Below are 22,742 nucleotides of genomic sequence, written 5' to 3'. Positions count from 1 at the left end.
GAAGGGTAAGATGACGATACTAAATGCGATTAGAAATAAACTACTTCACAGAATAGTGGCAGTAGTGAAGCGAGGAACACCCTATGAAGATCGAATAGGACAAAATAAAGTGCAAATGACTTGATTTTACCATAGATATCGCTCAACTAGCAGGCGGTATGCCCACAAGTTGCAAAGAGCACTAAACTAGCGAAACTGACCAACCCCAGCAACAGCATCTATGAAAAACTGCGTTCTGAAAGTAAAGGCCAGAGCGGAGGAAAATGTTAAGGAAGGGGAACTATCTAAAGACGAAGCTTTGCGGTTCGGTAGAAGGATTAGTTGCTAGGAGCACTTTGACATATGCACTTTAGCGACTGTTACCTGCCGGCTTTTAAACACCTTTGAGTTTGTTTGGATTTCTGGAGGTATGGAAGACTCTGGATATCACAACCTTGTCCTCGGTTACTCTGTAGATAACCTTGTAGCTCCATATCACTAAGAAGCGATATTCCGATTTCTTGTGTTCCAACAAAGGCTCAATTCTTTCCATTTTGGGAGTTTCTTTCAGTAGGCTTGTTGAATTCAAAATTCTATTCAGAACTGTTTCGGCATATGAAACTCCTTGTTCCTCCTTTATGAATTTGATTGAACGTTCGAGCTGTCCATAGGCTCTCTTCGTCCAAATTACCTTAGCCATTCTTTGGATTGAGACTCAACTTCTGATTGTGATAAGATTTCACCGTTTTTCTCTTGTCGTTCCGATATTTCAATATCTGTCAATAGTGAAAGTTGTTCATAAACATCTTCAAGTGTTGATTTTGGAGTCAAACTATTGGCGATCTGTTTTAGATGTTCTTTGAGCTTCGTTTCCATGTCAACTAAGTTAACAAATGTCGATCTCATTCCGTTCTGGATCGGATAAATTTTGCTAATAGCACTGCTGGAAGGTAACGTCTAACTAGCGAGAGTATGCCCACTAGTTGTAAAGAACACTAAACTAGCGAAACTGCCCAACACCTACAACGGCTTCTATGGAGAACTGCGTTCCGAAAGTCTCAGTCCAGAAAGATGAAAGGAGCAAGGGGAAATGAAAGTAGCAGAATGGGCTGTGAAGCGGTCGATTTGCACTGAAACTGATAGAAAGCACACAGGCATATTCTCGCTAGTGCCTGTTACCTATCGTTTCTTTAGTTCTGGGTTAACCAGTTCTAAGATTTTTCCAGTTCCAATGATGGTCGCTCCTTCAGTAAATTCGAACTTTGTTCCTACAGTTAGTCTGTTTCTGAAGTGTTCAACTGCTACGATTTTAATTTTTGCTCTAACTGTTTCACCAGGTTCAACGTTGTTTCGCCCAACATAAATCTGTTTGCCAGAAGTTAGCATGTTATCAAATGGAACTTTATGGTTGGCCGGTATCCGGAAGATGCTTGCGTTGATCGACCTCCTTGTTCAGGTGTCCTAAAATAAAGTTCAGCTATAAAGTCTATATCAGTACTCACGAAGTTTGGTCAATTGTTTTGCTCTCTTTTGGAGAGTTTCTTCCACTTACGCTTATTCATTTCAATAAGAACAACACCATGCTTTCCACGAATACCATAGATAGCCTCTGATTGTTCAGTTGACTTGAGTAGAGAGATTTTCTGAATATCGGTCAATATGATTTCATTTAGGATTTTCTGACGTTCAATTGGATATCCGTTAATTACTATCAAAGGTGTATCAGAGGGAGTGATACTTGCTTTATCTCGAATAATCAGTTTTGTATCTGTTGAGCTATGAGAAATCTGTACACCAGAATTGTTTGTTGTGTCTTCCTCTGTTGGTGTGAAATTCAAATGAGAGTAGGCTTGATTTTCAATGTACTCGTTAAGGGTTGTCTGATCTGCAAGCTCTTCCCAGTCGGTTACAACTTCCTGAGATACAGCGTTAAGCCAATAGAGAGTTATGAGAATAGTTAGCAGTGCTCGCATAATGATAGGTAACGATCAGCTAAAATCCGTAGACTGACCATTCATTAATTGCTTTAAAACTATTTGATTCAAATGCTCGCTGCAAGTAGCTCATTAGCCTATGGATTTTTAGCGCCTGTTATGCTCTTTTAGTCTATTTTGAAGAGCTTCTGAGTTTGAGACAGTGAAAGAATCTCATATTGATTCACGTCTATATTTTCAGGAATTTTATCTCTTAATAGTGGCACGATGAACTGCGCGTTTAAACTATTTGCTACTTGAACTATCGTATTGATCTGGTTGTCATGAATGTTTTCAAGTTGATCATGCATAATGAAATGTAGATGTTCTATTTCTAAAGCATCTGCAAACTGAATATACGCAAAATCAAATGCGGCAATTTGTCCTTTCTTTTTACCTGTGCTTGGATTTCCTTCAACGTTCGTCACAATAAGGTTATATCCCTTATCATTAATCTGAGAACTTAAAAGATAATACTCACCATAAAGGCGATTTGACATTTCGGAAAAATACTTATTGAAGTCTCGTATTCTACTTTGAATTAATTCATCCTTAGAGGAAATCCCTTGATTTATGGAAATGAGTTCTGTATCAATTCTCGATAATTTCTCGTTGGAAGACTCCCACAGTCGTTTTTGCTCATCAAGATTTCCTTTCCTTTCAAACTGCTTGTTGAGATCTATGACTATTCGCTCTAAATCTTCTGTAACACCAGATTTTTGTAATTTTTCAGAAAGGTCATCTTCCTTAGTTCGAAGGTTGAGAATCTCATTTCTCAATTTCTTAATTGACTGTTCTAATTCAGGCAGCTCTTTAGTAATGTATTCGAGCTTTTCTACAATCAATTCATTATGAAAGCGAACTGTCTCTTCAAATGAAGCTTGTATTTCTGGAATAAGAGATTTGGCTTTATTGTATAAAGAAGCAACATGAGAAACGTCCAATTTGGTGACTTCTTTTTCCAACTCCTCCTTGCTTTCAGTGATTAAGCTTTTCCTCATCTCAAGTCTACTCAACTCGCTTGATGCCTTGTTTAAACTTAACTTTACGTTATTTAAATCATCAACATCTGTACTATAATTTTCATTAATACTGAAAGTTCTTTTCTCCTTTTCTAATTCTTCAATTTTATCATTAAGAAAGGAGAGTTGTTGAACGATTAAAGATAATTCACCTTCTTTTTTAAGCCTTCTTTGAAATTGTTCTTCTCTTTTTTTCTCATCAGACAATCTCTGTTTTTCAGCTAGTTCATCAGTACCTATTCCGAGCCAAAACAAAAACAACGCCTCATACACTTCGTTAGAAGCAAAGGAATTGAGGACCCGGACAATGTTGCCCATTTTATTCTTCTCATCCCGAATGTTTTTTGAAATAATTTGTCTAAACCTAGGTTCCCTTACCTGAGTGTTAAAGATGACTTCCTTCAATCTGTGTTCAAAGTCCTTGTCATTAATAATATTTTGACCATCAACTTCTTGTATCTTCCTTTTTCTAGGTAGAAAATTCCTTCTTATCAAGACTTTTTTAGTTGGGTTGCTAATGTCATCAACCAGGGTGATGGAAATAATGACTTCATTGTCTTTAAGGAAATTCTCGACAGTTGTATTGGGTTGCTTCTTAAATTCAGTGTCTTGATATATGTTTTTACCGTCTGCACCAAAGCAATAGTCGACTAGTCTTAAAACAGTTGTTTTTCCAACGTTATTTCCGGTTGACTGTTGATTTTGATTTTCAGGTGTTTCGTCAACAATAAAGTTTATACCCTTACGAAAGGTTATATCTCTGATGATTTCACTCCTCTTTTCTATTTTCAGATTTTCTAGAAACATTTTTGGAGCATCCCGTTTTTGCCTTTTTTAATAATACCCAAAATGAACAACCAGTCTAATACCAGAGTGTATAAATTCATGGTTAAACTTTGATCCTTGTTTGCAACAATATAAAGATCAAAAAAATCAATCTCTTCCTTCTCATATTTATCAAGGTAATCAATGAGTTGACCACCAAGGAAATATAAATCTCTTTCTGGATGAATATTTCTATCTAAAATCATGCTTTAGGTGGTTCTTCTAAAATATTACATCGCATAAATGCATCAACCATAATTACAAGAAGGCTAATCTCAATTGCTTCGATTGGTAAATCATTGTTGGTATTATCACTTTTATCTATTAGTTCCCAAAGTTCACTCTCAACATTGGAAAATATTGAATCAGCATTTTCTTTAATCTCATCAAATGAGTTGTACTTGCCTTTTTCTTTGAGATACAATTTTTTAATATTTCTTAAGACGAGTTCTTTTTTAGTTGACCCGATTCTTTCGATTTCATCGTAAATCTTACTAAGTCTCCCCTGATAGGCACTGTATTCTTCAATTATTGGCCTGTATTGGATTACATGATTAAACTGAATCTTCAATTCTGGATTAGGAGCCGTTATAGGTTCATCTGGCAAATTATCACCAAAAAAATCAGTCCCAATGTGGCCGATAACCGTATTTAAAGCAGATGGGTGTTTACCAATTAAATCTTTCCCAGATAATTTTTGTTTTGTTTGAGACTCGTGATTCCTCTTCATGTCCCGAAGTACTTTCACGGTATATTTCTCTATGTCATTTGTCTCGATATGGTGATTAGGGCAAAGAAGGAGTAAGTTCTTAAAATCTCTTCTTTCATCATCTGTCATATTTGGATTGTAGCGATCTGATTTATGCAAGCTTGGGTTTGCATCCTCAATATGACAAATATTCGAAAAATTGGTTTCGTCTTCCGAACTTAGTAGTTCGACTGGACAACTAGGGAATGCACAATTATTCCTTGACAAACCATAAAGGCGTTTGATTGTAAGTTGAGAATAATTTCGTGCACTGTTTTTTGCCATCCCTCAAAGATCAAAAAAATTTGTCGCAACTCATGATATTAGTTCGGTCTTGCAATTGAGCATAACATTAATGTAAACAACATTATGTTGTTTATCTACCTTTCAAATATACTTTTCGAAACCATACTGTCCAATGGGCTCTTGATATCTTCCAAATTTCTGCTGCTCACATGGGTATAGATCTCTGTGGTTTTTGAGCTGCCATGACCAAGCAAGCTTTGAATATACCTAAGATTCGTGCCTTGCTCCAGAAGATGTGTTGCAAAACTATGCCTCAATGTATGAGGTTTTACCTTTTTCTTAATTCCGGCTTTTAGAGAGGCTCGATTCAAAACTTTCCGGACACTCGTGGAGGAATATTGATGGCCCGCAGATCCCTCAAATAAATAATTTTCAGGTCGATATCGCTGATAATACAGACGTAGTAGTTTCAGTAGGTGAGGAGACAAAGTCGTCAGCCTATCTTTACATCCTTTGCCTTCTCTCACCCATATCCGCATGTGGTCAGCGTCAATGTCTGTAATTTTTAAGCTAAGTAATTCACCCACACGCAAACCTGCCGAATACAAGACTGTAAGTAATGCTTTATGTTTTAGGTTGGGTGTGTTTTGCAGAATAAGACCTACTTCCTCCATGCTGAGTACATGAGGTAGTTTTTGTTGCTTTTTAGGTCTATCCAGAGAAAAATACTGCGGGTCTTGACCCAGTACATGCTCTAAGTAAAACTTTATAGCATTGATACTCTGATTCTGATAAGATCTTGAGATGTTTTTGAGATGTTTTTGAGGTGTATTAATTGAGTATGGTATTGAATGATGTGCTGCCTAGATACCTGATGAAGCGGTAGGGGATAAGTGCAGGAGAGAAAACCCCTGAACATGGAAGCGTAAGTTCGTTGTGTTGAAGGACTATATCTCATCGAAACAAGCTTTTCGTTCATTAGCCGAACAGCTAGTTGATATTCTGAAGCTGTACGTGTGGTACAAGGAGAATTTTTCATCGCAGTAAATAACCCTTTTATTATTGACATAAGTATTTAATAAAATGGATAATTTCTCCTCCAATGCATGCCTTAATTGTGGTAAAGGGCTGGCCGGACGTATGGATAAGAAGTTTTGTGACGCCTATTGTAGGAATTCCTACAACAACCAACACAAATCTGAAGATGAACGCTACATCAAAGAAATCAATGTCATCCTCCGGAAAAACCGAAGAATACTTAAGACGCTTTGTCCTATAGGGAAAGCTACGGTGAGAAAAGAAGTGCTTGATGAAATGGGCTATAACTATCAATTTTTCAATAGCCTTTTCAAGACAGATACCGCACTTTACTACCTGGTCTATGATTATGGCATAGCTCCCATTAAAGAAAAGGGTGTGCCCAAGGCACTCATCGTACAGCGGCAAAGTTATATGGATGAGCTTGGATTTGAGATCTGGAAAAAATAATCCCCTATCCATAATTTATGAATAGGGGATTTAAATAATTGTTGCTTCGCGATCTAGCAGAACTCTTCGTATACCTGCTCCAGGTGATCTGCGATCATCTCAGCAGATCTTCCTTCAATGTGGTGTCTTTCCACCATATGTGCTAGCTCGCCATCTTTGAATAAAGCGATAGCCGGTGATGATGGAGGAAAAGGAAGCGTGAATTCACGCGCCTTTCGCGTTGCGTCTAGATCAAAACCCGCAAATACGGTTGTCAGATTATCCGGCTTCTTCTCTGACTTTTCAAGAGAGCGTAAAACGCCAGGTCGGCATGTACCAGCGGCACATCCACATACTGAGTTGATCACTAAAAGTGATGTTCCTTTATGATCTGTCAGATGATTCACAACTGCATCAGCAGAAGTTAAATCTTCGAATCCATTTTGAGTAAGTTGAGCTTTCATCGGAGCTACTAATTCCGCAGGGTACATATTCGTATTGTTTAATTTTTATTTATTACATAAAACCAAGTTCCAACTTAGCTTCCTCAGACATCATCTCTGTAGCATAAGGTGGATCAAAGGTCAATTCTATATTCACATCGTTAACACTCTCTACAGCCTTCACGTTCATTTCTATTTCGCTGGGGATACTCTCAGCAGCAGGGCAGGAGGGAGACGTCAATGTCATGATAATCTCTACATTATTAATAGGTAGAATATTGATCTCATAGATAAGTCCCAATTCATAGACATCAACGGGGATCTCAGGGTCAAATACATTTTTGATGGCACGTACCACCTCTTCCTTCAGTGCGAGAATATCGTTATTTGTTTTCGTTTCACTCATGATTCTTGCTTTGCAGTAAGCGCTAACGCATACATTTTCATTTGCTTGATCATTGCGGCAAACCCATTAGACCTTTGTGTGCCTATGAATCTATCCATGCCTATTTGCTTGGGAAAGTAAATCTCTGCATTCATCACATCTGTTGGAGGTGATTGACTCAGTACCCTAACTAACAAGCTTACCAGACCTTTTGTGATGGCTGTATTGGAGTCAGCTCTGAATTGAACTCTCTCATTATCCAGTTGAGCCGTCATCCACACTTTGGATTGGCAGCCTTTGACGATGTTGTCATCAAGTCTATATTCCTCTGGAAATTCTCCTAATTCAGCGCCAAGTTCCATGATGTAATCCAGCGTCATTTCCATATCCCCATCTAGCATGGAGAACTCCTCAATAATCTCTTCCTGACGTTGCTTGATCTGATCCATCAGCTAAATTTCTTCACAATGTTTTCCACTGCCTCACAAAAGATGTCTATTTCTTCTTTGGTATTGTAAACCGCAAATGAAGCCCTTACAGTTCCATCAATCTGTAGGTAATCCATCAGTGGCTGAGTACAATGATGCCCTGTTCGGACAGCAATGCCTCTGGCGTCTAAGAGTTGACCAAGATCATACGGGTGGACATCATCCAATAAAAATGAAATAACACTCGCTTTGTTGTCTGCCGTCCCTATCGCATTGAAGCCAGGAATTTCTTCCAGTTTCTCAGTAGCGTAAGTCAATAGCTCATGTTCATATTCGGCTATGTTTTCATGCCCTAGTCCATCGATGAAGTCCATGGCGTATTTGAAGGCGATTACTTCTCCAATATTTGGTGTGCCTGCTTCAAACTTGTAAGGGATGTCATTAAATGTGGTGCCATCAAATGAAACGTCTTTAATCATTTCACCACCTCCTTGATACGGAGGGATGGCTTCTAACATATCCCTTTTCCCATAAAGAACACCAACGCCAGTCGGCCCGTACATCTTATGACTAGACAAGGCGAGAAAATCGCAATCCAGTTCTTGAACATCGAGCTTTACATGAGGTGCCGCTTGAGCTGCATCAATCAACGTAATAGCGTCAAACTGTTGAGCTGCATCAATGATTTCTTTTACGGGATTAATTGTCCCCAGGGAATTAGAAACAAAATTCACTGCCACAAGAGCAGTTCTCTTATTCAGTAGTTTTTTGTAAGCATCAACTAAGATTTCTCCTTTTTCGTTGATTGGAATGACTTTGATCACGGCACCTACTTTTTCAGCAGCTAGTTGCCAAGGGACAATATTGGAATGATGCTCCAGTTGTGATACCAGTATCTCATCACCTTTTTTCAGGAATTTAGAGCCCCATGATTGGGCAACTAAATTGATGCTTTCGGTCGTTCCTTTTGTGAAGATGATTTCATCAGCTTCTGCAGCATTTATAAACTGCTGAACTCGCTCACGCGTCTCTTCAAATGCTTTTGTAGAACGTTCAGCTAAGGTGTGAATACCTCGATGAATATTTGCGTGATCTTTTTCGTAAAATTGGATCAATGAATCAACTACTGCTTTTGCTGTTTGGGAAGTAGCCGCATTGTCAAAATAGATCAAAGGTTTTCCATTCACCTCTTGGTCAAGAACAGGGAATTGACTTCTGATCTTTTCGATATCAAGCGATGCTGTAGCCGTACTCATTAGCTTAATTTTTTATCGATCAATTGTTGAACTTCCGAAATAACAGACTCCACTTTTACATGCTCCATAGTCTCTCGTGCAAAAGCATTGAGAATCATCGCTTTCGCGCTTTTTTCATTAATTCCTCTAGCTCTTAAATAGAAAATAGCATCCTCATCCAATTGACCAGAAGTACATCCATGCGAGCATTTCACATCATCTGCCCAAATTTCTAATTGAGGCTTGGTATGAAGCGTCGCGTCTTCAGAAAGTAAAATGTTGTTGTTGGACTGAAATGCGTTTGTTTTCTGTGCATCTTGTCGCACATAAATTTTCCCATTAAAAACTCCCGTTGATTTTTCATCCAGAATTCCTTTGTAAAGCTCATTGCTATACGAGTTGGGTTTCATGTGGTCAACAGATGTGTTGTTGTCTACATGAGATTTTTTATCGAGCAGAAATAAGCCATACATATGACCTTCACAGTTTTCAGCGTCTAGATTGATTGTCAGGTTATTTCTAACCATGGCTCCTTCAAAGGAAAATGTGTTGTTGTAGAAGTGCGAATCTCTAGACACGTTGGCTATTACCGTCTCGTGACTAAATGTTTCGGTATTGTAGTTTTGAACTTTTGTGTGATATCCAAAAGCATTTTTTCCAACCTCAAATTCAATATAGGAATTGGTGAAGGTTTTTGAGTCTGTAGGAGTGATCAATTTTTCGATGACTCTGAATGTATGACCATCCTGTACATTGACTTTAATGCGTGGATTGGAAATCCCATTAGAGTTAAAATGATAAATGAATACAGAAGCTTCTTGATTTGACAAGATTCTTACTTCCTGCTTTGCATAAGCCGTATTCAATAAACTTAAAGGGTCATGCTTTCCTTTAGAAACTTCCGCGACCTCATAGGTTACATCATTTGAAATAGTAGACTGCTCAATCGATAGTTCACCGTTGATAAAAACAAGGTGACTTCCATCTTCCTTGTAAAGCTTCTCGGAATCAAATATGCTTTTCCCTTCTAAGCTGAAATCAATGTTCTTTTCAAGCAAAGAAGTGACAGGTGTGAATTTATAGGCTTCAGACTTCTTGTGCGGAAGCCCTATTTCATTCAACATCTTTAGGGCATCTTCTTGAACTTGATTGCCTTGAAAGGAAGTAGTAAGACTATCTAATATTGTAGAAGTTTCCATAATCATACTGCAGCTACTTCTTCCTTAATCCAATCGTATCCTTTTTCTTCTAACTCTAATGCTAAGCTCTTATCTCCGGATTTCACTATTCTTCCTTTGTAAAGGACATGTACATAATCAGGGACGATGTAATCGAGAAGTCTTTGATAGTGTGTTACCACTATTGAAGCGGTGTTTTCTGTCTTTAATTTGTTTACTCCATCTGCAACAATCTTCAATGCATCGATATCCAGTCCTGAGTCTGTCTCATCAAGGATCGAAAGCTTAGGCTCTAACATAGCCATTTGAAAAATTTCATTCCTTTTCTTTTCACCACCGGAGAATCCTTCGTTCAATGATCTGCTCAGCAGGGCTTGGTCGATATCGACTAGCTTCATTTTTTCCTTCATGCGCTTAAGGAAATGAACTGCGTCAAGTGCTTTTTCTCCTCTAGCTTCTCTCACTTGATTGAGAGCAGTTTTCAAAAAGTTTGTTGTGGACACTCCTGGTATTTCAACAGGGTATTGAAAGGCCAGGAATATTCCTTTTTGAGCTCTTTCTTCTGGGCTCAATTCTAGTAGGTCATTTCCTTCGAAAGTCACTGATCCTCCAGTAACATCATAGTCTTCTCTTCCTGCCAGAACAGATGCTAATGTACTTTTACCTGAACCATTTGGTCCCATGATAGCATGTACTTCGCCTGCTTTTACTTCCAGATCAATGCCTTTGAGTATTTCCTTGTCCTCAATAGAGGCTTGTAAGTTTTTGATACTTATCATACGTATGTTGAGTTGACTTATCCGACGCTTCCTTCCAGGGTGAGCGCCAACAATTTTTGAGCTTCCACAGCAAACTCCATTGGGAGTTTGTTCATTACTTCTTTCGCAAACCCATTTACAATGAGTGCTACAGCAGTTTCTTCGTCGATCCCTCGTTGTTGGCAATAGAAGATTTGATCTTCTCCAATCTTGGAGGTGGTAGCTTCATGCTCTACCTGTGCTGTTTTATTCTTAAGGTCTATGTATGGGAATGTATGAGCACCACACTGATCACCCATCAACAATGAATCGCATTGTGAGAAGTTTCTTGCATTCTCAGCGCGCTTCATTATTTCTACTTGCCCACGATAGCTATTCTGAGATTTACCAGCAGATATTCCTTTAGAAACTATTCTGGACCTAGTATTCTTACCAATATGAACCATTTTGGTACCCGTATCGGCTTGTTGATAATTATTGGTTACAGCTACTGAATAGAATTCACCTACCGAATTATCTCCTTTTAAGATACAAGATGGATATTTCCAGGTGATTGCAGATCCAGTCTCTACCTGTGTCCATGAGATCTTAGCATGATCACCTGCACAAATCCCTCTTTTGGTTACGAAATTGTAAATACCGCCTTTTCCGTTTTTGTCTCCTGGGTACCAGTTCTGTACCGTTGAATATTTTACTTCGGCATTTTTGGCTGCATAGATTTCTACAACAGCAGCATGCAGTTGGTTTTCATCCCTTTGTGGGGCAGTACATCCTTCTAGGTAGCTTACATAACTTTCATCGTCTGCTACAATAAGTGTTCTTTCAAATTGTCCTGTATTTGCCGCATTGATGCGGAAATAGGTTGAAAGCTCCATTGGACACCTTACGCCTTTGGGTATGTAACAGAAGGAACCGTCAGAGAATACGGCAGAATTTAAAGCAGCAAAATAATTATCGTTGGCTGGGACAACAGAACCCAAATATTTTTTTATCAATTCCGGGTGTTCGTGTACTGCTTCACTGAATGAACAGAATATTACGCCGAGTTCTGATAGTTTATCCTTAAAAGTAGTAGCTACTGACACTGAGTCAATTACGGCATCTACAGCGACACCCGTAAGCCTTTTTTGCTCAGTGAGTGAAATACCGAGACGTTCGAAAGTCTTTAGAAGTTCTGGATCTACCTCTTCAAGGCTTTTGGGTTTTTTATCTTGTTTAGGAGCGGAATAATACCTGATGGCTTGATAGTCAACTCCGGGATAGTTAATGTTTGCCCATTTAGGCTCAGTCATTTTCTTCCACTGATCAAATGCCTTTAGTCTCCAGTCCAGAAGCCATTGAGGTTCTTCTTTCTTTGCAGAAATGAAACGAACAATATCTTCATTGATTCCTAAAGGGGCTTCATCAGCTTCAAAATCTACGGACCACCCGTGTTCGTATTCTTTGGAGGTAAATTCTTCTAAAATTTGATCGTCAGTACTCATCTATTTCCTTCGTTTCAAGAATGCAAAGGTATATCTTATTTATAGCAATTCTAAATAAGAACAAGGATCTTGAAAGAAGGTTCATAGCAAGCTTAATTTTTTAAAAAGTGAGGTGTTTATTCACACTTTCCTCCAATGAAATAAAGGTTTCGGTGCTTTCTATTCCATCTACTTTTTGAATTTTATCATGAAGAACATCCTTTAGATGTTGCGTGTCTTTACAATAAATCTTGCAGAAGATGTTATAGTTACCAGTAGTGTACCTAATAGTTGCAATTTCCGAGATCTCTTTTAACTCACTCACCACTCTATCATAAAGTGAACTTTTCTCCAGGTAAATCCCTAAAAAGCATGTGATGTCATACCCTAGCTTTCCATAGTCGATTTTTAGGGTTGTACCTTTAACGATCCCCATTTCCTCTAGTTTTTTCATTCTCACATGCACAGTACCGCCAGATACGAATACTTTTTTAGCGACTTCAGTGTAAGGCATTTTAGCATCTTCTGATAGAATGTTGAGGATTTTCAAATCGACGTTATCAATATCATAATTTTTACTCATATCGAAAGGGTTGAATTACGAATTTTTCAATTTAAAACGTTTGAAATTTATTTAGGTGTAAATATTTAACGAAAATATTGAATTATTTTTAATAAAATGACTATTCTACTAAATTTGATCTCATAATCATACTGTAGAGTGGTGAAACTGGCAGACATGCCCTCCTCTCTCGGGGGTGGAGATAAGGGATAAATCCCGGTTTGTTCTCTCGCGATTTGTAGAATCGAGAGAGAACGTTCGGGACTAACTGCTCCGTGGAGGTTCGAATCCTCCCTCTACAGCTCGATAAATTTTGGGTTAATGTTGTTTATTTAGGTCTTGGTAGGGGTGCCAAGACCTTTTTTCATTTTTAATCCTTTTCCAGTAATTCGCTTACCTTATCTTTATCAGCTATTTAAGAAAAATAACTGAGCCACTAAACATGGATAAACAACCTTGGCACGATAGCTACCCAGAAGGCGTACGCACTGAGATAAACCCTGATAGTTACCAATCAATACCGGAAATGGTGAACGAGAAGATCAGTGAATATCAAGATTTGGTAGCTTTTGAAAATATGGGGAAGGAGATTACCTTTTCTGAACTAGGTCAATCTATAGATCAATTTGCTTCTTATCTGCAAAATCATACGAACCTGAAGCAGGGAGATCGTATCGCAATCCAGATGCCTAACTTACTTCAATACCCAGTGGCACTGTATGGTGCTTTAAAGGCGGGAATGGTAGTGGTGAATACGAATCCACTTTATACACCTAGTGAGATGCTTCATCAATTCAATGATTCAGGAGTAAAAGCAATTGTGATCGTCGAAAACTTTGCGTGTAATCTGGAAGAGATTATCAAAGAGACACAAATTGAGACTGTTATCTTAACCAAGATAGGAGACATGATTGGTGGACTAAAAGGGAGCATAGTCAACTTTGTTGTCAAGAATATAAAGAAAATGGTTCCTCCTTTTAGCCTTCCAGCTGCCATATCTTTTAAAGATGTATTGAAAGCAGGGGCTGAAAAGCCCGTTTCCAAAGTGGATATTGAAGGCTCTAAACTAGCTTTTCTTCAGTACACTGGGGGTACCACTGGAGTGTCTAAAGGAGCCATGCTTACGCATAGGAATGTGATTGCCAATATTGAACAAGTTTGTGAATGGATGCTACATGGGGGGCTCGTGGAGAGAAAGGAGATTTTTATCACGGCACTTCCAATGTATCATATTTTTGCACTAACCTGTAATGCTTTGATGACTGTTCGGATTGGAGCCAGAAATGTTTTGGTTACAAACCCGAGGGATATGAAAGCATTCCTTAAAGATCTGGGAAGGCATAAATGGACCATACTCACAGGAGTTAATACGTTGTTCAATGGACTGTTGAATCAACCAAGCTTTAAAAATCTTGATTTTTCCAAAGTCAAATTTTCTTTTGCGGGAGGAATGGCTCTTCAAAAATTTGTGGCAGATAAGTGGTTTGATGTAACGGGTACTCCAGTGTCCGAGGGCTATGGCCTTACAGAGACATCACCAGTACTTACAGCTAATCCTCTGAGGAGAGATGCAGAAACAGGTTATATAGGTATGCCGATTCCTAGTACGGAGGTGATTATCATTGATGATGATGGTAATGAGGTGAAGACAGGGGAGCGTGGCGAACTTTGTGCTAGAGGACCTCAGGTCTTTCAAGGGTATTGGAATAGACCCGAAGAAACAAAAAACTGCTTTCATAAGGATTGGTTTAAGACAGGCGACATTGCTGTACTAGATGAGAAGGGATTTTTTAAAATAGTGGATAGGAAAAAGGAAATGATTCTGGTTTCCGGATTTAATGTCTATCCTAACGAGATTGAAGATTGTATTGCACTGCATGACAAAGTGCTGGAGGTTGGTGTTATTGGCGTTCCCGATAAAAAGTCTACTGAGGCAGTTAAGGTTTATATTGTAAAAGCAGATGCCAGCCTTACCGAAGAAGAAGTTATTGAGCATTGCAAAGAGCACCTAACAGGATATAAACGCCCTAAATATGTATCATTTATTGATGAACTACCCAAGTCTAATGTGGGCAAAATTCTAAGGAGAATTCTTAAAGAAAACGATTTAAAAACTAACACTTACGATTGACAATGAGACTTAAACTTTCGATTCTAATCACCCTTTTTTCAACATTTTTATTAGCTCAAAATACGAACAATGCTGATACTACTTATTGGCGAATAGGTGGGGTAGGAGCACTTACTTTCTCGCAAGTTTCCCTAACCAATTGGGCTGCCGGGGGACAAAATTCTGTATCCATAAATTCAAACTTTGGCATTTTCGCTAACCGCGTAAAAGGAAGAGGGAAATGGGAAAACTCCATGGATCTCGCCTATGGCTTGGTAAAACAGGGAGAAGCAAGCTTTACTAAATCTGATGACCTAATAAACATTGTGACTAAGTATAGTTATAAGATAAATAAAGATAATGGGAAATGGTTCTATAGTACAATAATGGATTTCAGGACTCAATTTTATGAAGGACTTGATGAAGAGGGTACTTTCATTTCGGATTTTATGGCACCAGGGTACCTGACGGTCGGACTTGGTATTTCATACGACCCAAGTGAAAAATTAAGTTTTTCTTATAAGCCCCTTACAGGAAAATTCACTTTCGTAAATAATCAAGAATTAGCCGATCAAGGTGCATATGGTGTAGACCCTGGCAAGAACTCACGAGCAGAGTTCGGTTCCTTCTTTAGAGCTAAATACAAGAACGATATTTTTGAAAGTAAGCTCGAACTATTTACCGGATATACAGAGAATGTAGGGGAGATTGATGTGAACTGGCAAAATGCATTGGTTCTTCAGTTAACCAAAGTATTGTCAACTAATGTATTTACTCAGTTGATCTATGATGAGGATATTTTAATTGCTGGAGATGACGGAGAAACGAAAGCAAGAGTGCAATTTAAGAGTGTACTTGGTGTAGGCCTTACCTATCAATTCGGAAAGCAGAAAAAACAATAAAGAATTAATCTAGTTAAACATACGTCAAAATTCATTTTGACGTATTCTTGTCATTTCAAAAACCAAATAAGTTAAGAATAGAATTATGCCTGAGTTTAATGTAGGAGATAATATGATCTATATATTTCCGATACTACTACTTTTTATGGTAGTGGAATATGTTTTAGCCAAAAAGGATTACGAATTGAAAGATTCACTTGCCGGGTTTGGCATTGCACTTGGAGCGGCTTTCATCTCCTTTTTCTCTAAAGCTTTTACAGTAGCGGTTATATTTCAAGGCATTTTCGAATTTTTCGAACCGATAAGGGAACAATACCTTGGTTACACGACTATTGGATGGGCCTGGTGGGCTTGGATTTTAGCTATAGTGGCAGATGATTTTAATTTTTACTGGCATCACAGATTAAGCCACACAGTACGAGTTTTATGGGCTGCTCATGTTCCTCATCATTCTTCGAAGAATTACAACTTTGCAGTGAGTATACGTAATGGATGGTTTATCACATTCTATAAACCAATATTTTGGCTATGGATGGCATGTATTGGTTTTGAGCCTATCATGATCGGTTCAGCATTGATTGTAAATGCTACATACCAATATTTTTTACACACGAAGCACGTAGGTTCTTTAGGTTTTTTAGGAAAAATATTTAATAACCCGCATGTGCATGCGGTGCATCATTCTAGTAATGTTGAATACCTGGATAAAAATCATGGAGGTATTTTGCTGATTTGGGATCATATTTTTGGAACGTGGCAAAATACTATCAAAGGGGTTGAGCCAAAGTATGGAATACTTAGCCCACCAAATACATACAATCCTATTAAGTTAAATACACATATTTTCGAAGACATCATTCATGATGTGAGAAAGGCAAAAAGCTTTAAAGAGGCTATGATGTACATCTTTGGCCCTCCAGGATGGAGTCCTGATAATAGTTCACTTACTGTGAAACAGATACAAAGAGGAGAAGTAGCGAAAGGCGAAGAAGCTTCTACTTCTGCTGCGGCGTAGGTTCTACGTTAGATTTTATATAGATATCACGTTGAGGGAATGGAATTTCTATTCCCTTTTCTTTGAACTTCTCAAAAATGGAGAAATACAATTCAGTCTTCAATCTCCTCGGTTTATCTGTATGGGTTGAAGTCCAGATTGCAAGTGTAAAGTTTAGAGAGCTATCCCCAAACTCGTCGAAAAATACATGGGGCTCAGGAAATTTTAATACATGATCATTTTCCTCAGCTACCTTCATGAGTACTTCTTTCACATCTTCAGGGTCTTCTTTGTAGCTAACCCCTACAGGAATGTCAAAGCGTATATTGCGATCATTGTGACTCCAATTTATAACACGGGATGAAATAAATTCGGAGTTAGGAACGATGATAGAAACATTTTCATTTGTGAGAATGGTTGTCGCTCGAACTGAGATATTGATCACATCTCCTTCAATATCTCCAACCACAATTCTATCTCCTACTTTAATTGGTTTTTCAAATAAGATAATAATTCCAGATATGAAATTGTCAGTTATATTTTGTAATCCAAAGCCAATACCGACACCAAGAGCACCAGCTAATAGACTCAAAGAACTCATGTCTATCCCTGCGCTTTGAATGATGAAAATTGCGCCAATAAACATAACCATCACACGGGTTATCAGTCCAATGGAGTTTCTGGCACCTTTTTCCATATTGGCTTTAACCAATATTTTATTTACCAGGAGGTTTCTAAATCTTTTTGCAACGAATGTTAGGATTATGAAACTAAGGAGGAAGTAGATGATGGTTCCCAGACTGATTTCACTCTTTCCTAAATTGAAAAGGTTGGTAGTGAAAAGCTCACCTAGTTGGGTAAGAAACGAAACAATATTTTCCCAGAGTTCTTTCAATGAATCTATTTTGTTTGATTGGTTAGACAGTAAACCTACTTTAGAAGTTTGAAAAATGGAATTTACAGACTTTTCAGAATTTAACCCGTAGCATCGCTTTTATTTCTGAGGCCGTATCCCCAATTGAAGAATCCAAAGACGAGCCAATAATGTTGGTTATTCCTGCAGCACCGGGAAAAGTTGTTTGGGCATATCTTATCCATATCGAGATGTTCCTCATAGGATCGTATCGAACCATCGCATAAGTCCTGATTCCTGAACCATTGTATGCCGGAATGGAAAATGCATAGAGGACGTCACTTTCGTAGACATATTGAGCATTATCGAAATCATCTGTTTCAAACAATGCCATCCGGGTATTGAATTTCAGTTTCCATACTTTGAAATTTACATCCTGTATAATGGCAAAGCCTTTCGTGAATTCTCCTCCTTCGTTTTGTGTGCTGCTTTGGACTTTGGTTTTTAATTTCAGCCATGGCCTAAGTTCATAATCTACATTGAAAATATAATTTCGTTTGATCTGATCTGCAAGGATGTTTAAGTTATCGCTCGGTAAGGTGACTTGCCTCTTTTGCTGGCGAATTTGGGCATACAGTGTAACTTGTCTGGAAGGAAAATGAGAGTACCTAGCTAGCCACTCCTGACCTACTGATGGAGCTTCCGTACGAAATCTTAACCAAGGGAATTCAAACCGATCGTAATAAATATTGACTTTGTGACGTCTATTAGGGGTGATAGATAAGCCCCAGTAGGTACCTTTTTCATTGATGTTTCTCGAATTTTCCGAAAAAGAATTTCCGTAAAACGAGTGGAAGTCACGATCGTAATTTCGTAAGACCATTGCGATATCAATCGTTCTGGATAGACTGGCCACTAACCCTCCAACAGCTCCAATTCCTCCGCTTTTTGATCTGGCAGTTTCGCTAAAAAAGGAGAAATTTTGCCATGTATAATTTAGGTAGGCGGAAGTGATGTAATTATGATCTCCCTTGAATTCAAACTGATTGTAATTATTTGGCTTGCGTTGTAGTGGACGACTATAGTGACTGTTGAGACCAGAAAGGCCAAAAGAGAATCTTCTATGTGGACGATACTGTATAAAAACCCCAATTGACTCCTCTTCAACCTGATTTTTGGTTGCCAGCTCTCGGGAAGTTCGATGAAATCCAGTGTTTTGAATGGAATTAACAAATTCATCAAAATCTGAAAAAGTGGTGTCGGATTGAACGTTTCCATCTTGTTTCAGTTTTGAGTAAAATACTGAAAATTCAAAATCCCCAAAACTCTTGGTTATTCCTGCTCCTCTAAAAAATCCAAATTCTAAGACAGATGTATATGGTCGTATGCCGAGCGTGTTTCTTTTGGCTGTGTTCACGGTTTCTGCGCCTTTTCCGGCATTGAAACCCGCTCCAAAAACTAGCCCTTGACCAACTTGTAATTGAAAATCACCCAACATGATCTTATCGAACCCAAACTTATTTTCTAGAAGTAAGTGGTACGAATAAAAATCAAACCCGTTTTGCCCATTATCGAAACTAAACTGCTCACCATTGTCTTTTTCGAAAGTGAATCCAAGACTGAAATCACCTCGATGACTAGTTCTGAATCGTCCATAGATTTTATTGGGAGACCCCTTGTATCTGGTTGGCTCGGAAGTTACTGTATCGATGATAGCATTGTTTTCACCACGAATAAATGTTGTGTCCAGAGGTAATGCCGGCGTATAACCTAGCTGCTCCTCTAGTCGCCGAGTATACCTAAGAAGAAAATAGTTATTGTCTTCTGTAAGTATCCTTTGAAGGATTGGTCGAGTATCTGCAGATGATTCTTTAACAGTGATGAATGGAAGAAGGAGCCTGATGGTTTCCAGATTCATCTCTGGTACAGCTTGCAGTTCATGGATGGATAACAGGTTTCCGAACCTATCTCGGTACGTAAAAAAATTAGATAATTGAGCAGGATTGAGAATATATAATGATGCAAGTTCTTCTGGCTCGACTGTATTTACATTGAGCTTATTGCTGTAATAAAGGAGTAACGACTCATAAATATCCTCGTAGGAAACATCTTCATCTTGAATTTGAAATAACCGCTCGGCAAACACTTCAAGATCAATTTCTTCATTCTGTGCTGATACCAGAAAGCAGGCTGAGAGCAATACTATGGAAAACCATTGCTTCATTTTTTGAATGAGTAGGCTAATGAAACTTCATGTATATTTCCTAGATTAGAATCATTGGAAAATGCGTAATCTAATTTGAAGTTTTTAGGATGAAACCCTACTCCAAATGCTCCTAATGATGGATTTGTGCTGATCCCTGTTCTGACAAATACATTTTCGATTATTTGGTATTCGAGTCCTGCTTTTATGATTTCATCAAAATCTAAATCCTTTTCTACTTCTATATTTAACATCAGTTCCGAGGAAGGGCGGTACGAAAAACCACCTTTCATTATTGTTGGAATCTTTTCTCCCGTCTCAGAACTAATCTCAGCTTGGTTGAGGTTGAAAATATGAGCACCGAAACTCATTTTGGGAGTTATCTCAGCAATCCCACCAAATTGTATGGCTAGTGCCTGATTGGTGCCAATCGTTGAAATATTGTATTGCAATAAGTCCAACCCAAGTCCGAGGCTAACCATCTGTATTTTATTGCCAATGGCAAGGTGAATTCGCTGTTGACTAAAAATATCATCACCAAATTTGTAGAAGCCAACTCCGGCATTTCCAATTTCTGAATGATACAGAGCACCTGCTCCAATGACTTGAAACTCTGACACACCGTATCTATTTTGGTATGCTGCAAAAGCTGTATGGGCATCAATGCCACCAATTCCCCCAATATTGTTAAATAGGCTGAATTCATCTTGAAGTGTGAGAGAAGCTCCTGCCATACCTGCACTTCGCCCTCCAAGGTTGAATGAACCATCCTGAGCTTGAATAAAAAAGGAAACAAAAAAGACGAGAATGCAGTGAACACGCTTCATGTCTGCAAAGTATGCATTTGGCAGCTTTATGTCAATAATTGTAAATTAACTCGTGATCAAGATTTTGCATATCGTAATAACAGCTACCCTTAGTATATGGGTCTCAATGGCTCAAGAAAAAGATACTCTTTACTATTCTGATGGTAGCATAAAAGCTATTGGGTTAGCTGAAGAGAAGGCTAAATCTGGAATCTGGGAATTCTTTTACCCTGAAGGAGAGTTGAATGCAAGACTCACATATAAGAGTGATGAATTGGACGGAATTCAGGAGTATTATTCATTTGATGGAAAGTTAATCGCTTCAGAATTTTATAAAGACGGGCTTCCAGAAGATACCGCTACCTATTTCTATCCGTCAGGACAAATTGAAAAGCATGGAAAATACGAAGATGGACTTTACACTGGAGAGTGGCTGTTTTATTATGAAAACGGGATATTAAAACGCAAAGGAATCTATGAAGTGGGGATTCCAAACGGACATTGGAGATTCTACCATGAAACTGGTCAGCTGAATCAGGAAGGTAAGCTGATGGCAGGAAAAGAGATTGGTTTTTGGACGTATTTTGATGAAAGTGGAAGTCAGTTATACGAGGGAAATTGGAAAGACGGAAAGAAAGCTGGGCAGTGGTATTTTTTCAAAAAAGGAAAAAAGAGGGAATGGAAAAACTTTGATTAGAACAAGGAAAGAATATTGATAAAGAAGAATGTTTCATTTTGGGCAGTCCGTGATAGCTCGAATCTGAAAGTAATATCATTCACCAATACTAGGTCAAGTCCAGTTCCATAGCTATATAAATACTGGTCAGTAAGTAGGTCGCTCCCGTCATAATCTGGATAGCCAACAGCATAGCCCTGGTCAAAATAGATTTTTCCATAAACAGTAATTGGAAAAGTCCGGAACTGCCTGAGCGGCATCACTTTGCTAATGTTATATTTTCTCCCGAAAAGCTGATGTTTAAATTCATTGCGTTGTAATACATACGAACTCGCTTCAATGATTCGCAGGTCATACCCGCGAAGTACCTCCGTTAAAAACCCAATGGAGTAATAGTTAAAATAGCTTCGGTCCTTTGCAGGAAAAGTACTCAGCCCAGACAGATTGGTAACCAGAAAAAAGTTGTCTTTAAATGTCCAGTATTTAGTCAAGCCCAGTCGCGCTCTCCAGAAATTTACTCCATCATTATAAATGCCGAGACCATGTTTAAACAATCCTACTCGATACCATTCTCCACTAGTTGGATAGTTTCGATTGTTTCGTTTGTCCCAAACAAACCTGTAACCAAGCCATAAATGCTGTTGTTGGGTTCTTCCATCTCCCAGATAGTTTTCATTAATACGTGCGACTGTATCGGCTACATCTAATCTGATATGCCCAAGGGTAGTTAAATGAAATGAATAGAATGAACTTCTATAGGAGTGACGGACGGATGTTCTGTATGCTCTTCGAAGAACGTCTGTCTCTGAGGATGTGAAACGTCGTATGTTTTCTCTGGTGATCACGGGTACGTTTTTTGTTTCGAAAAAACTGCTACTTATAAGCAATCCATTGCGTTGCTTTTTATCAATATATGGAATGCGATACTGGACATTTAGCGCAGTTTCAAATCCTGTTTGTAACCACAGTCTTAGCATTTCACCTCTTCCTCGAAAATTAAATTGTGTGAGTTTAATTCCATAATTAACCCTACTTAAATCGCGATCTCTGTTTACCCACCAGTCGTTGAAATTACGATCCACTAACCGAAAGATGGGGAAAGGATAGAAGTACCATCGTTCTTCAACTGTGATCTTTACATCAGTTGATCCATTTGTAGTGTTTACTAAATCAATTGATACTTCGTTGAAGAGATTGGTATTATATATGCGATTCTTGTCCCATATAAACATGCTGTCAAGTTGATAGCGTTGATAAATTTGGCCTTCCTCAAAACTGAGTTCTCGTGTTATCATTTGAGGCTTTGTTTTGAAATTGCCTTCAATGATTATTTGATTTATGGTAAAGAGTTCGCTAGAGTCTTGCTGACAGTAAGTAAACTGACAGAAACTAAGAAAAATGAAAATGAAGAGAGCTTTTTTCAATACCAATCAATCAAAATGTGAACCCACTATTCATAGCGGTTAACGCGCAAACTGTTGATTTT

General features: G+C 38.4%; 25 protein-coding genes and 1 tRNA gene. 6 read left to right on the top strand and 20 right to left on the bottom strand.

Annotated elements, in window-relative coordinates; genetic code table 11:
- Positions 1-373: 373 nt before the first annotated feature.
- The 8 genes from ABJQ32_04705 to ABJQ32_04670 form a co-directional block, all read right to left on the bottom strand.
- Positions 374-679: a type II toxin-antitoxin system RelE/ParE family toxin gene (locus ABJQ32_04705; GenBank protein ID MEP5288925.1), complete on the bottom strand. Its 306-nt coding sequence runs from the start codon at positions 677-679 to the stop codon at positions 374-376.
- Positions 667-855 (bottom strand): hypothetical protein, encoded by a 189-nt coding sequence (locus ABJQ32_04700; GenBank protein ID MEP5288924.1) that lies wholly within the window; start codon positions 853-855, stop codon positions 667-669. The genes ABJQ32_04705 and ABJQ32_04700 overlap by 13 nt, the downstream gene beginning before the upstream one ends.
- 303 nt (positions 856-1,158) lie before the next feature.
- Positions 1,159-1,365 carry a hypothetical protein gene (locus ABJQ32_04695; protein MEP5288923.1) on the bottom strand — a complete coding sequence of 69 codons (207 nt, stop codon included), beginning with the start codon at positions 1,363-1,365 and terminating at the stop codon, positions 1,159-1,161.
- Positions 1,366-1,490: 125 nt separating this feature from the next.
- On the bottom strand, positions 1,491-1,952 hold the full coding sequence (locus ABJQ32_04690; protein MEP5288922.1) for a hypothetical protein: 462 nt from the start codon (positions 1,950-1,952) through the stop codon (positions 1,491-1,493).
- A gap of 128 nt (positions 1,953-2,080) precedes the next feature.
- Positions 2,081-3,781, bottom strand: a complete 1,701-nt coding sequence (locus ABJQ32_04685) for a DUF2326 domain-containing protein (protein MEP5288921.1) — start codon at positions 3,779-3,781, stop codon at positions 2,081-2,083.
- Complete coding sequence (locus tag ABJQ32_04680) at positions 3,772-4,005, bottom strand: ABC-three component system middle component 6 (protein ID MEP5288920.1); 234 nt, start codon at positions 4,003-4,005, stop codon at positions 3,772-3,774. Before ABJQ32_04680 ends, ABJQ32_04685 begins: the two co-directional genes overlap by 10 nt.
- Positions 4,002-4,832: an ABC-three component system protein gene (locus ABJQ32_04675; protein MEP5288919.1), complete on the bottom strand. Its 831-nt coding sequence runs from the start codon at positions 4,830-4,832 to the stop codon at positions 4,002-4,004. The genes ABJQ32_04680 and ABJQ32_04675 overlap by 4 nt, the downstream gene beginning before the upstream one ends.
- A 95-nt stretch (positions 4,833-4,927) precedes the next feature.
- The gene (locus tag ABJQ32_04670; protein MEP5288918.1) at positions 4,928-5,467 is read right to left on the bottom strand and encodes a tyrosine-type recombinase/integrase; all 540 of its coding nucleotides are present in this window, start codon (positions 5,465-5,467) and stop codon (positions 4,928-4,930) included.
- Positions 5,468-5,876: 409 nt separating this feature from the next.
- On the opposite strand from ABJQ32_04670, the gene ABJQ32_04665 reads away from it, so the two are divergent.
- Positions 5,877-6,281: a hypothetical protein gene (locus tag ABJQ32_04665; protein MEP5288917.1), complete on the top strand. Its 405-nt coding sequence runs from the start codon at positions 5,877-5,879 to the stop codon at positions 6,279-6,281.
- A gap of 53 nt (positions 6,282-6,334) precedes the next feature.
- Here the strand turns inward: ABJQ32_04665 and ABJQ32_04660 are convergent, their stop codons facing one another.
- The 8 genes from ABJQ32_04660 to ABJQ32_04625 form a co-directional block, all read right to left on the bottom strand.
- Positions 6,335-6,751, bottom strand: coding sequence for a BrxA/BrxB family bacilliredoxin (locus tag ABJQ32_04660; protein MEP5288916.1), 417 nt, complete (start codon positions 6,749-6,751; stop codon positions 6,335-6,337).
- A gap of 25 nt (positions 6,752-6,776) precedes the next feature.
- Positions 6,777-7,109, bottom strand: coding sequence for an iron-sulfur cluster assembly protein (locus tag ABJQ32_04655; protein MEP5288915.1), 333 nt, complete (start codon positions 7,107-7,109; stop codon positions 6,777-6,779).
- Positions 7,106-7,537 carry a SufE family protein gene (locus tag ABJQ32_04650; GenBank protein MEP5288914.1) on the bottom strand — a complete coding sequence of 144 codons (432 nt, stop codon included), beginning with the start codon at positions 7,535-7,537 and terminating at the stop codon, positions 7,106-7,108. Before ABJQ32_04650 ends, ABJQ32_04655 begins: the two co-directional genes overlap by 4 nt.
- Positions 7,537-8,772 carry a cysteine desulfurase gene (locus ABJQ32_04645; GenBank protein ID MEP5288913.1) on the bottom strand — a complete coding sequence of 412 codons (1,236 nt, stop codon included), beginning with the start codon at positions 8,770-8,772 and terminating at the stop codon, positions 7,537-7,539. The genes ABJQ32_04650 and ABJQ32_04645 overlap by 1 nt, the downstream gene beginning before the upstream one ends.
- The gene (sufD, locus tag ABJQ32_04640) at positions 8,772-9,950 is read right to left on the bottom strand and encodes a Fe-S cluster assembly protein SufD (protein ID MEP5288912.1); all 1,179 of its coding nucleotides are present in this window, start codon (positions 9,948-9,950) and stop codon (positions 8,772-8,774) included. The genes ABJQ32_04645 and sufD overlap by 1 nt, the downstream gene beginning before the upstream one ends.
- A 2-nt stretch (positions 9,951-9,952) precedes the next feature.
- The gene (sufC, locus tag ABJQ32_04635) at positions 9,953-10,708 is read right to left on the bottom strand and encodes a Fe-S cluster assembly ATPase SufC (GenBank protein ID MEP5288911.1); all 756 of its coding nucleotides are present in this window, start codon (positions 10,706-10,708) and stop codon (positions 9,953-9,955) included.
- 17 nt (positions 10,709-10,725) lie between these two features.
- A complete protein-coding gene (gene sufB / locus ABJQ32_04630; GenBank protein MEP5288910.1) occupies positions 10,726-12,171 on the bottom strand; it encodes a Fe-S cluster assembly protein SufB in 1,446 nt (481 codons plus the stop codon).
- 100 nt (positions 12,172-12,271) lie between these two features.
- Positions 12,272-12,733 carry a winged helix-turn-helix transcriptional regulator gene (locus ABJQ32_04625; GenBank protein MEP5288909.1) on the bottom strand — a complete coding sequence of 154 codons (462 nt, stop codon included), beginning with the start codon at positions 12,731-12,733 and terminating at the stop codon, positions 12,272-12,274.
- Between the two features lie 132 nt (positions 12,734-12,865).
- Between ABJQ32_04625 and ABJQ32_04620 the strand changes: the two genes are divergently transcribed.
- The 4 genes from ABJQ32_04620 to ABJQ32_04605 all read left to right on the top strand — a co-directional run bounded on the left by ABJQ32_04620 (position 12,866) and on the right by ABJQ32_04605 (position 16,739).
- A tRNA-OTHER gene (locus ABJQ32_04620) sits at positions 12,866-13,014 on the top strand.
- Positions 13,015-13,154: 140 nt separating this feature from the next.
- Entirely contained in the window at positions 13,155-14,843 is a 1,689-nt protein-coding gene (locus ABJQ32_04615) for an AMP-binding protein (GenBank protein ID MEP5288908.1), read from the top strand.
- Positions 14,844-14,845: 2 nt separating this feature from the next.
- Positions 14,846-15,724: a DUF3078 domain-containing protein gene (locus ABJQ32_04610; GenBank protein ID MEP5288907.1), complete on the top strand. Its 879-nt coding sequence runs from the start codon at positions 14,846-14,848 to the stop codon at positions 15,722-15,724.
- Between the two features lie 85 nt (positions 15,725-15,809).
- Entirely contained in the window at positions 15,810-16,739 is a 930-nt protein-coding gene (locus tag ABJQ32_04605) for a sterol desaturase family protein (GenBank protein ID MEP5288906.1), read from the top strand.
- Here the strand turns inward: ABJQ32_04605 and ABJQ32_04600 are convergent.
- The 3 genes from ABJQ32_04600 to ABJQ32_04590 all read right to left on the bottom strand — a co-directional run bounded on the left by ABJQ32_04600 (position 16,720) and on the right by ABJQ32_04590 (position 20,601).
- Positions 16,720-17,613 carry a mechanosensitive ion channel domain-containing protein gene (locus tag ABJQ32_04600; protein MEP5288905.1) on the bottom strand — a complete coding sequence of 298 codons (894 nt, stop codon included), beginning with the start codon at positions 17,611-17,613 and terminating at the stop codon, positions 16,720-16,722. The two genes, ABJQ32_04605 and ABJQ32_04600, sit on opposite strands and share 20 nt — an antisense overlap.
- 73 nt (positions 17,614-17,686) lie before the next feature.
- Positions 17,687-19,795 (bottom strand): helix-hairpin-helix domain-containing protein, encoded by a 2,109-nt coding sequence (locus ABJQ32_04595; protein MEP5288904.1) that lies wholly within the window; start codon positions 19,793-19,795, stop codon positions 17,687-17,689.
- Complete coding sequence (locus ABJQ32_04590) at positions 19,792-20,601, bottom strand: hypothetical protein (protein ID MEP5288903.1); 810 nt, start codon at positions 20,599-20,601, stop codon at positions 19,792-19,794. Before ABJQ32_04590 ends, ABJQ32_04595 begins: the two co-directional genes overlap by 4 nt.
- 106 nt (positions 20,602-20,707) lie before the next feature.
- Between ABJQ32_04590 and ABJQ32_04585 the strand changes: the two genes are divergently transcribed.
- The gene (locus ABJQ32_04585; protein ID MEP5288902.1) at positions 20,708-21,277 is read left to right on the top strand and encodes a toxin-antitoxin system YwqK family antitoxin; all 570 of its coding nucleotides are present in this window, start codon (positions 20,708-20,710) and stop codon (positions 21,275-21,277) included.
- On the opposite strand, the gene ABJQ32_04580 is transcribed toward ABJQ32_04585, so the two are convergent.
- A complete protein-coding gene (locus ABJQ32_04580; GenBank protein ID MEP5288901.1) occupies positions 21,274-22,680 on the bottom strand; it encodes a POTRA domain-containing protein in 1,407 nt (468 codons plus the stop codon). The genes ABJQ32_04585 and ABJQ32_04580 overlap by 4 nt on opposite strands.
- Between the last annotated feature and the right edge of the window lie 62 nt (positions 22,681-22,742).

This window comes from Marinobacter alexandrii, assembly GCA_039984955.1.
In the GTDB taxonomy this organism is placed as follows: domain Bacteria; phylum Bacteroidota; class Bacteroidia; order Cytophagales; family Cyclobacteriaceae; genus Ekhidna.
The sequence above is the reverse complement of the archived record's forward strand: the minus strand, read 5'-3'. Positions and strand labels throughout refer to the sequence as shown.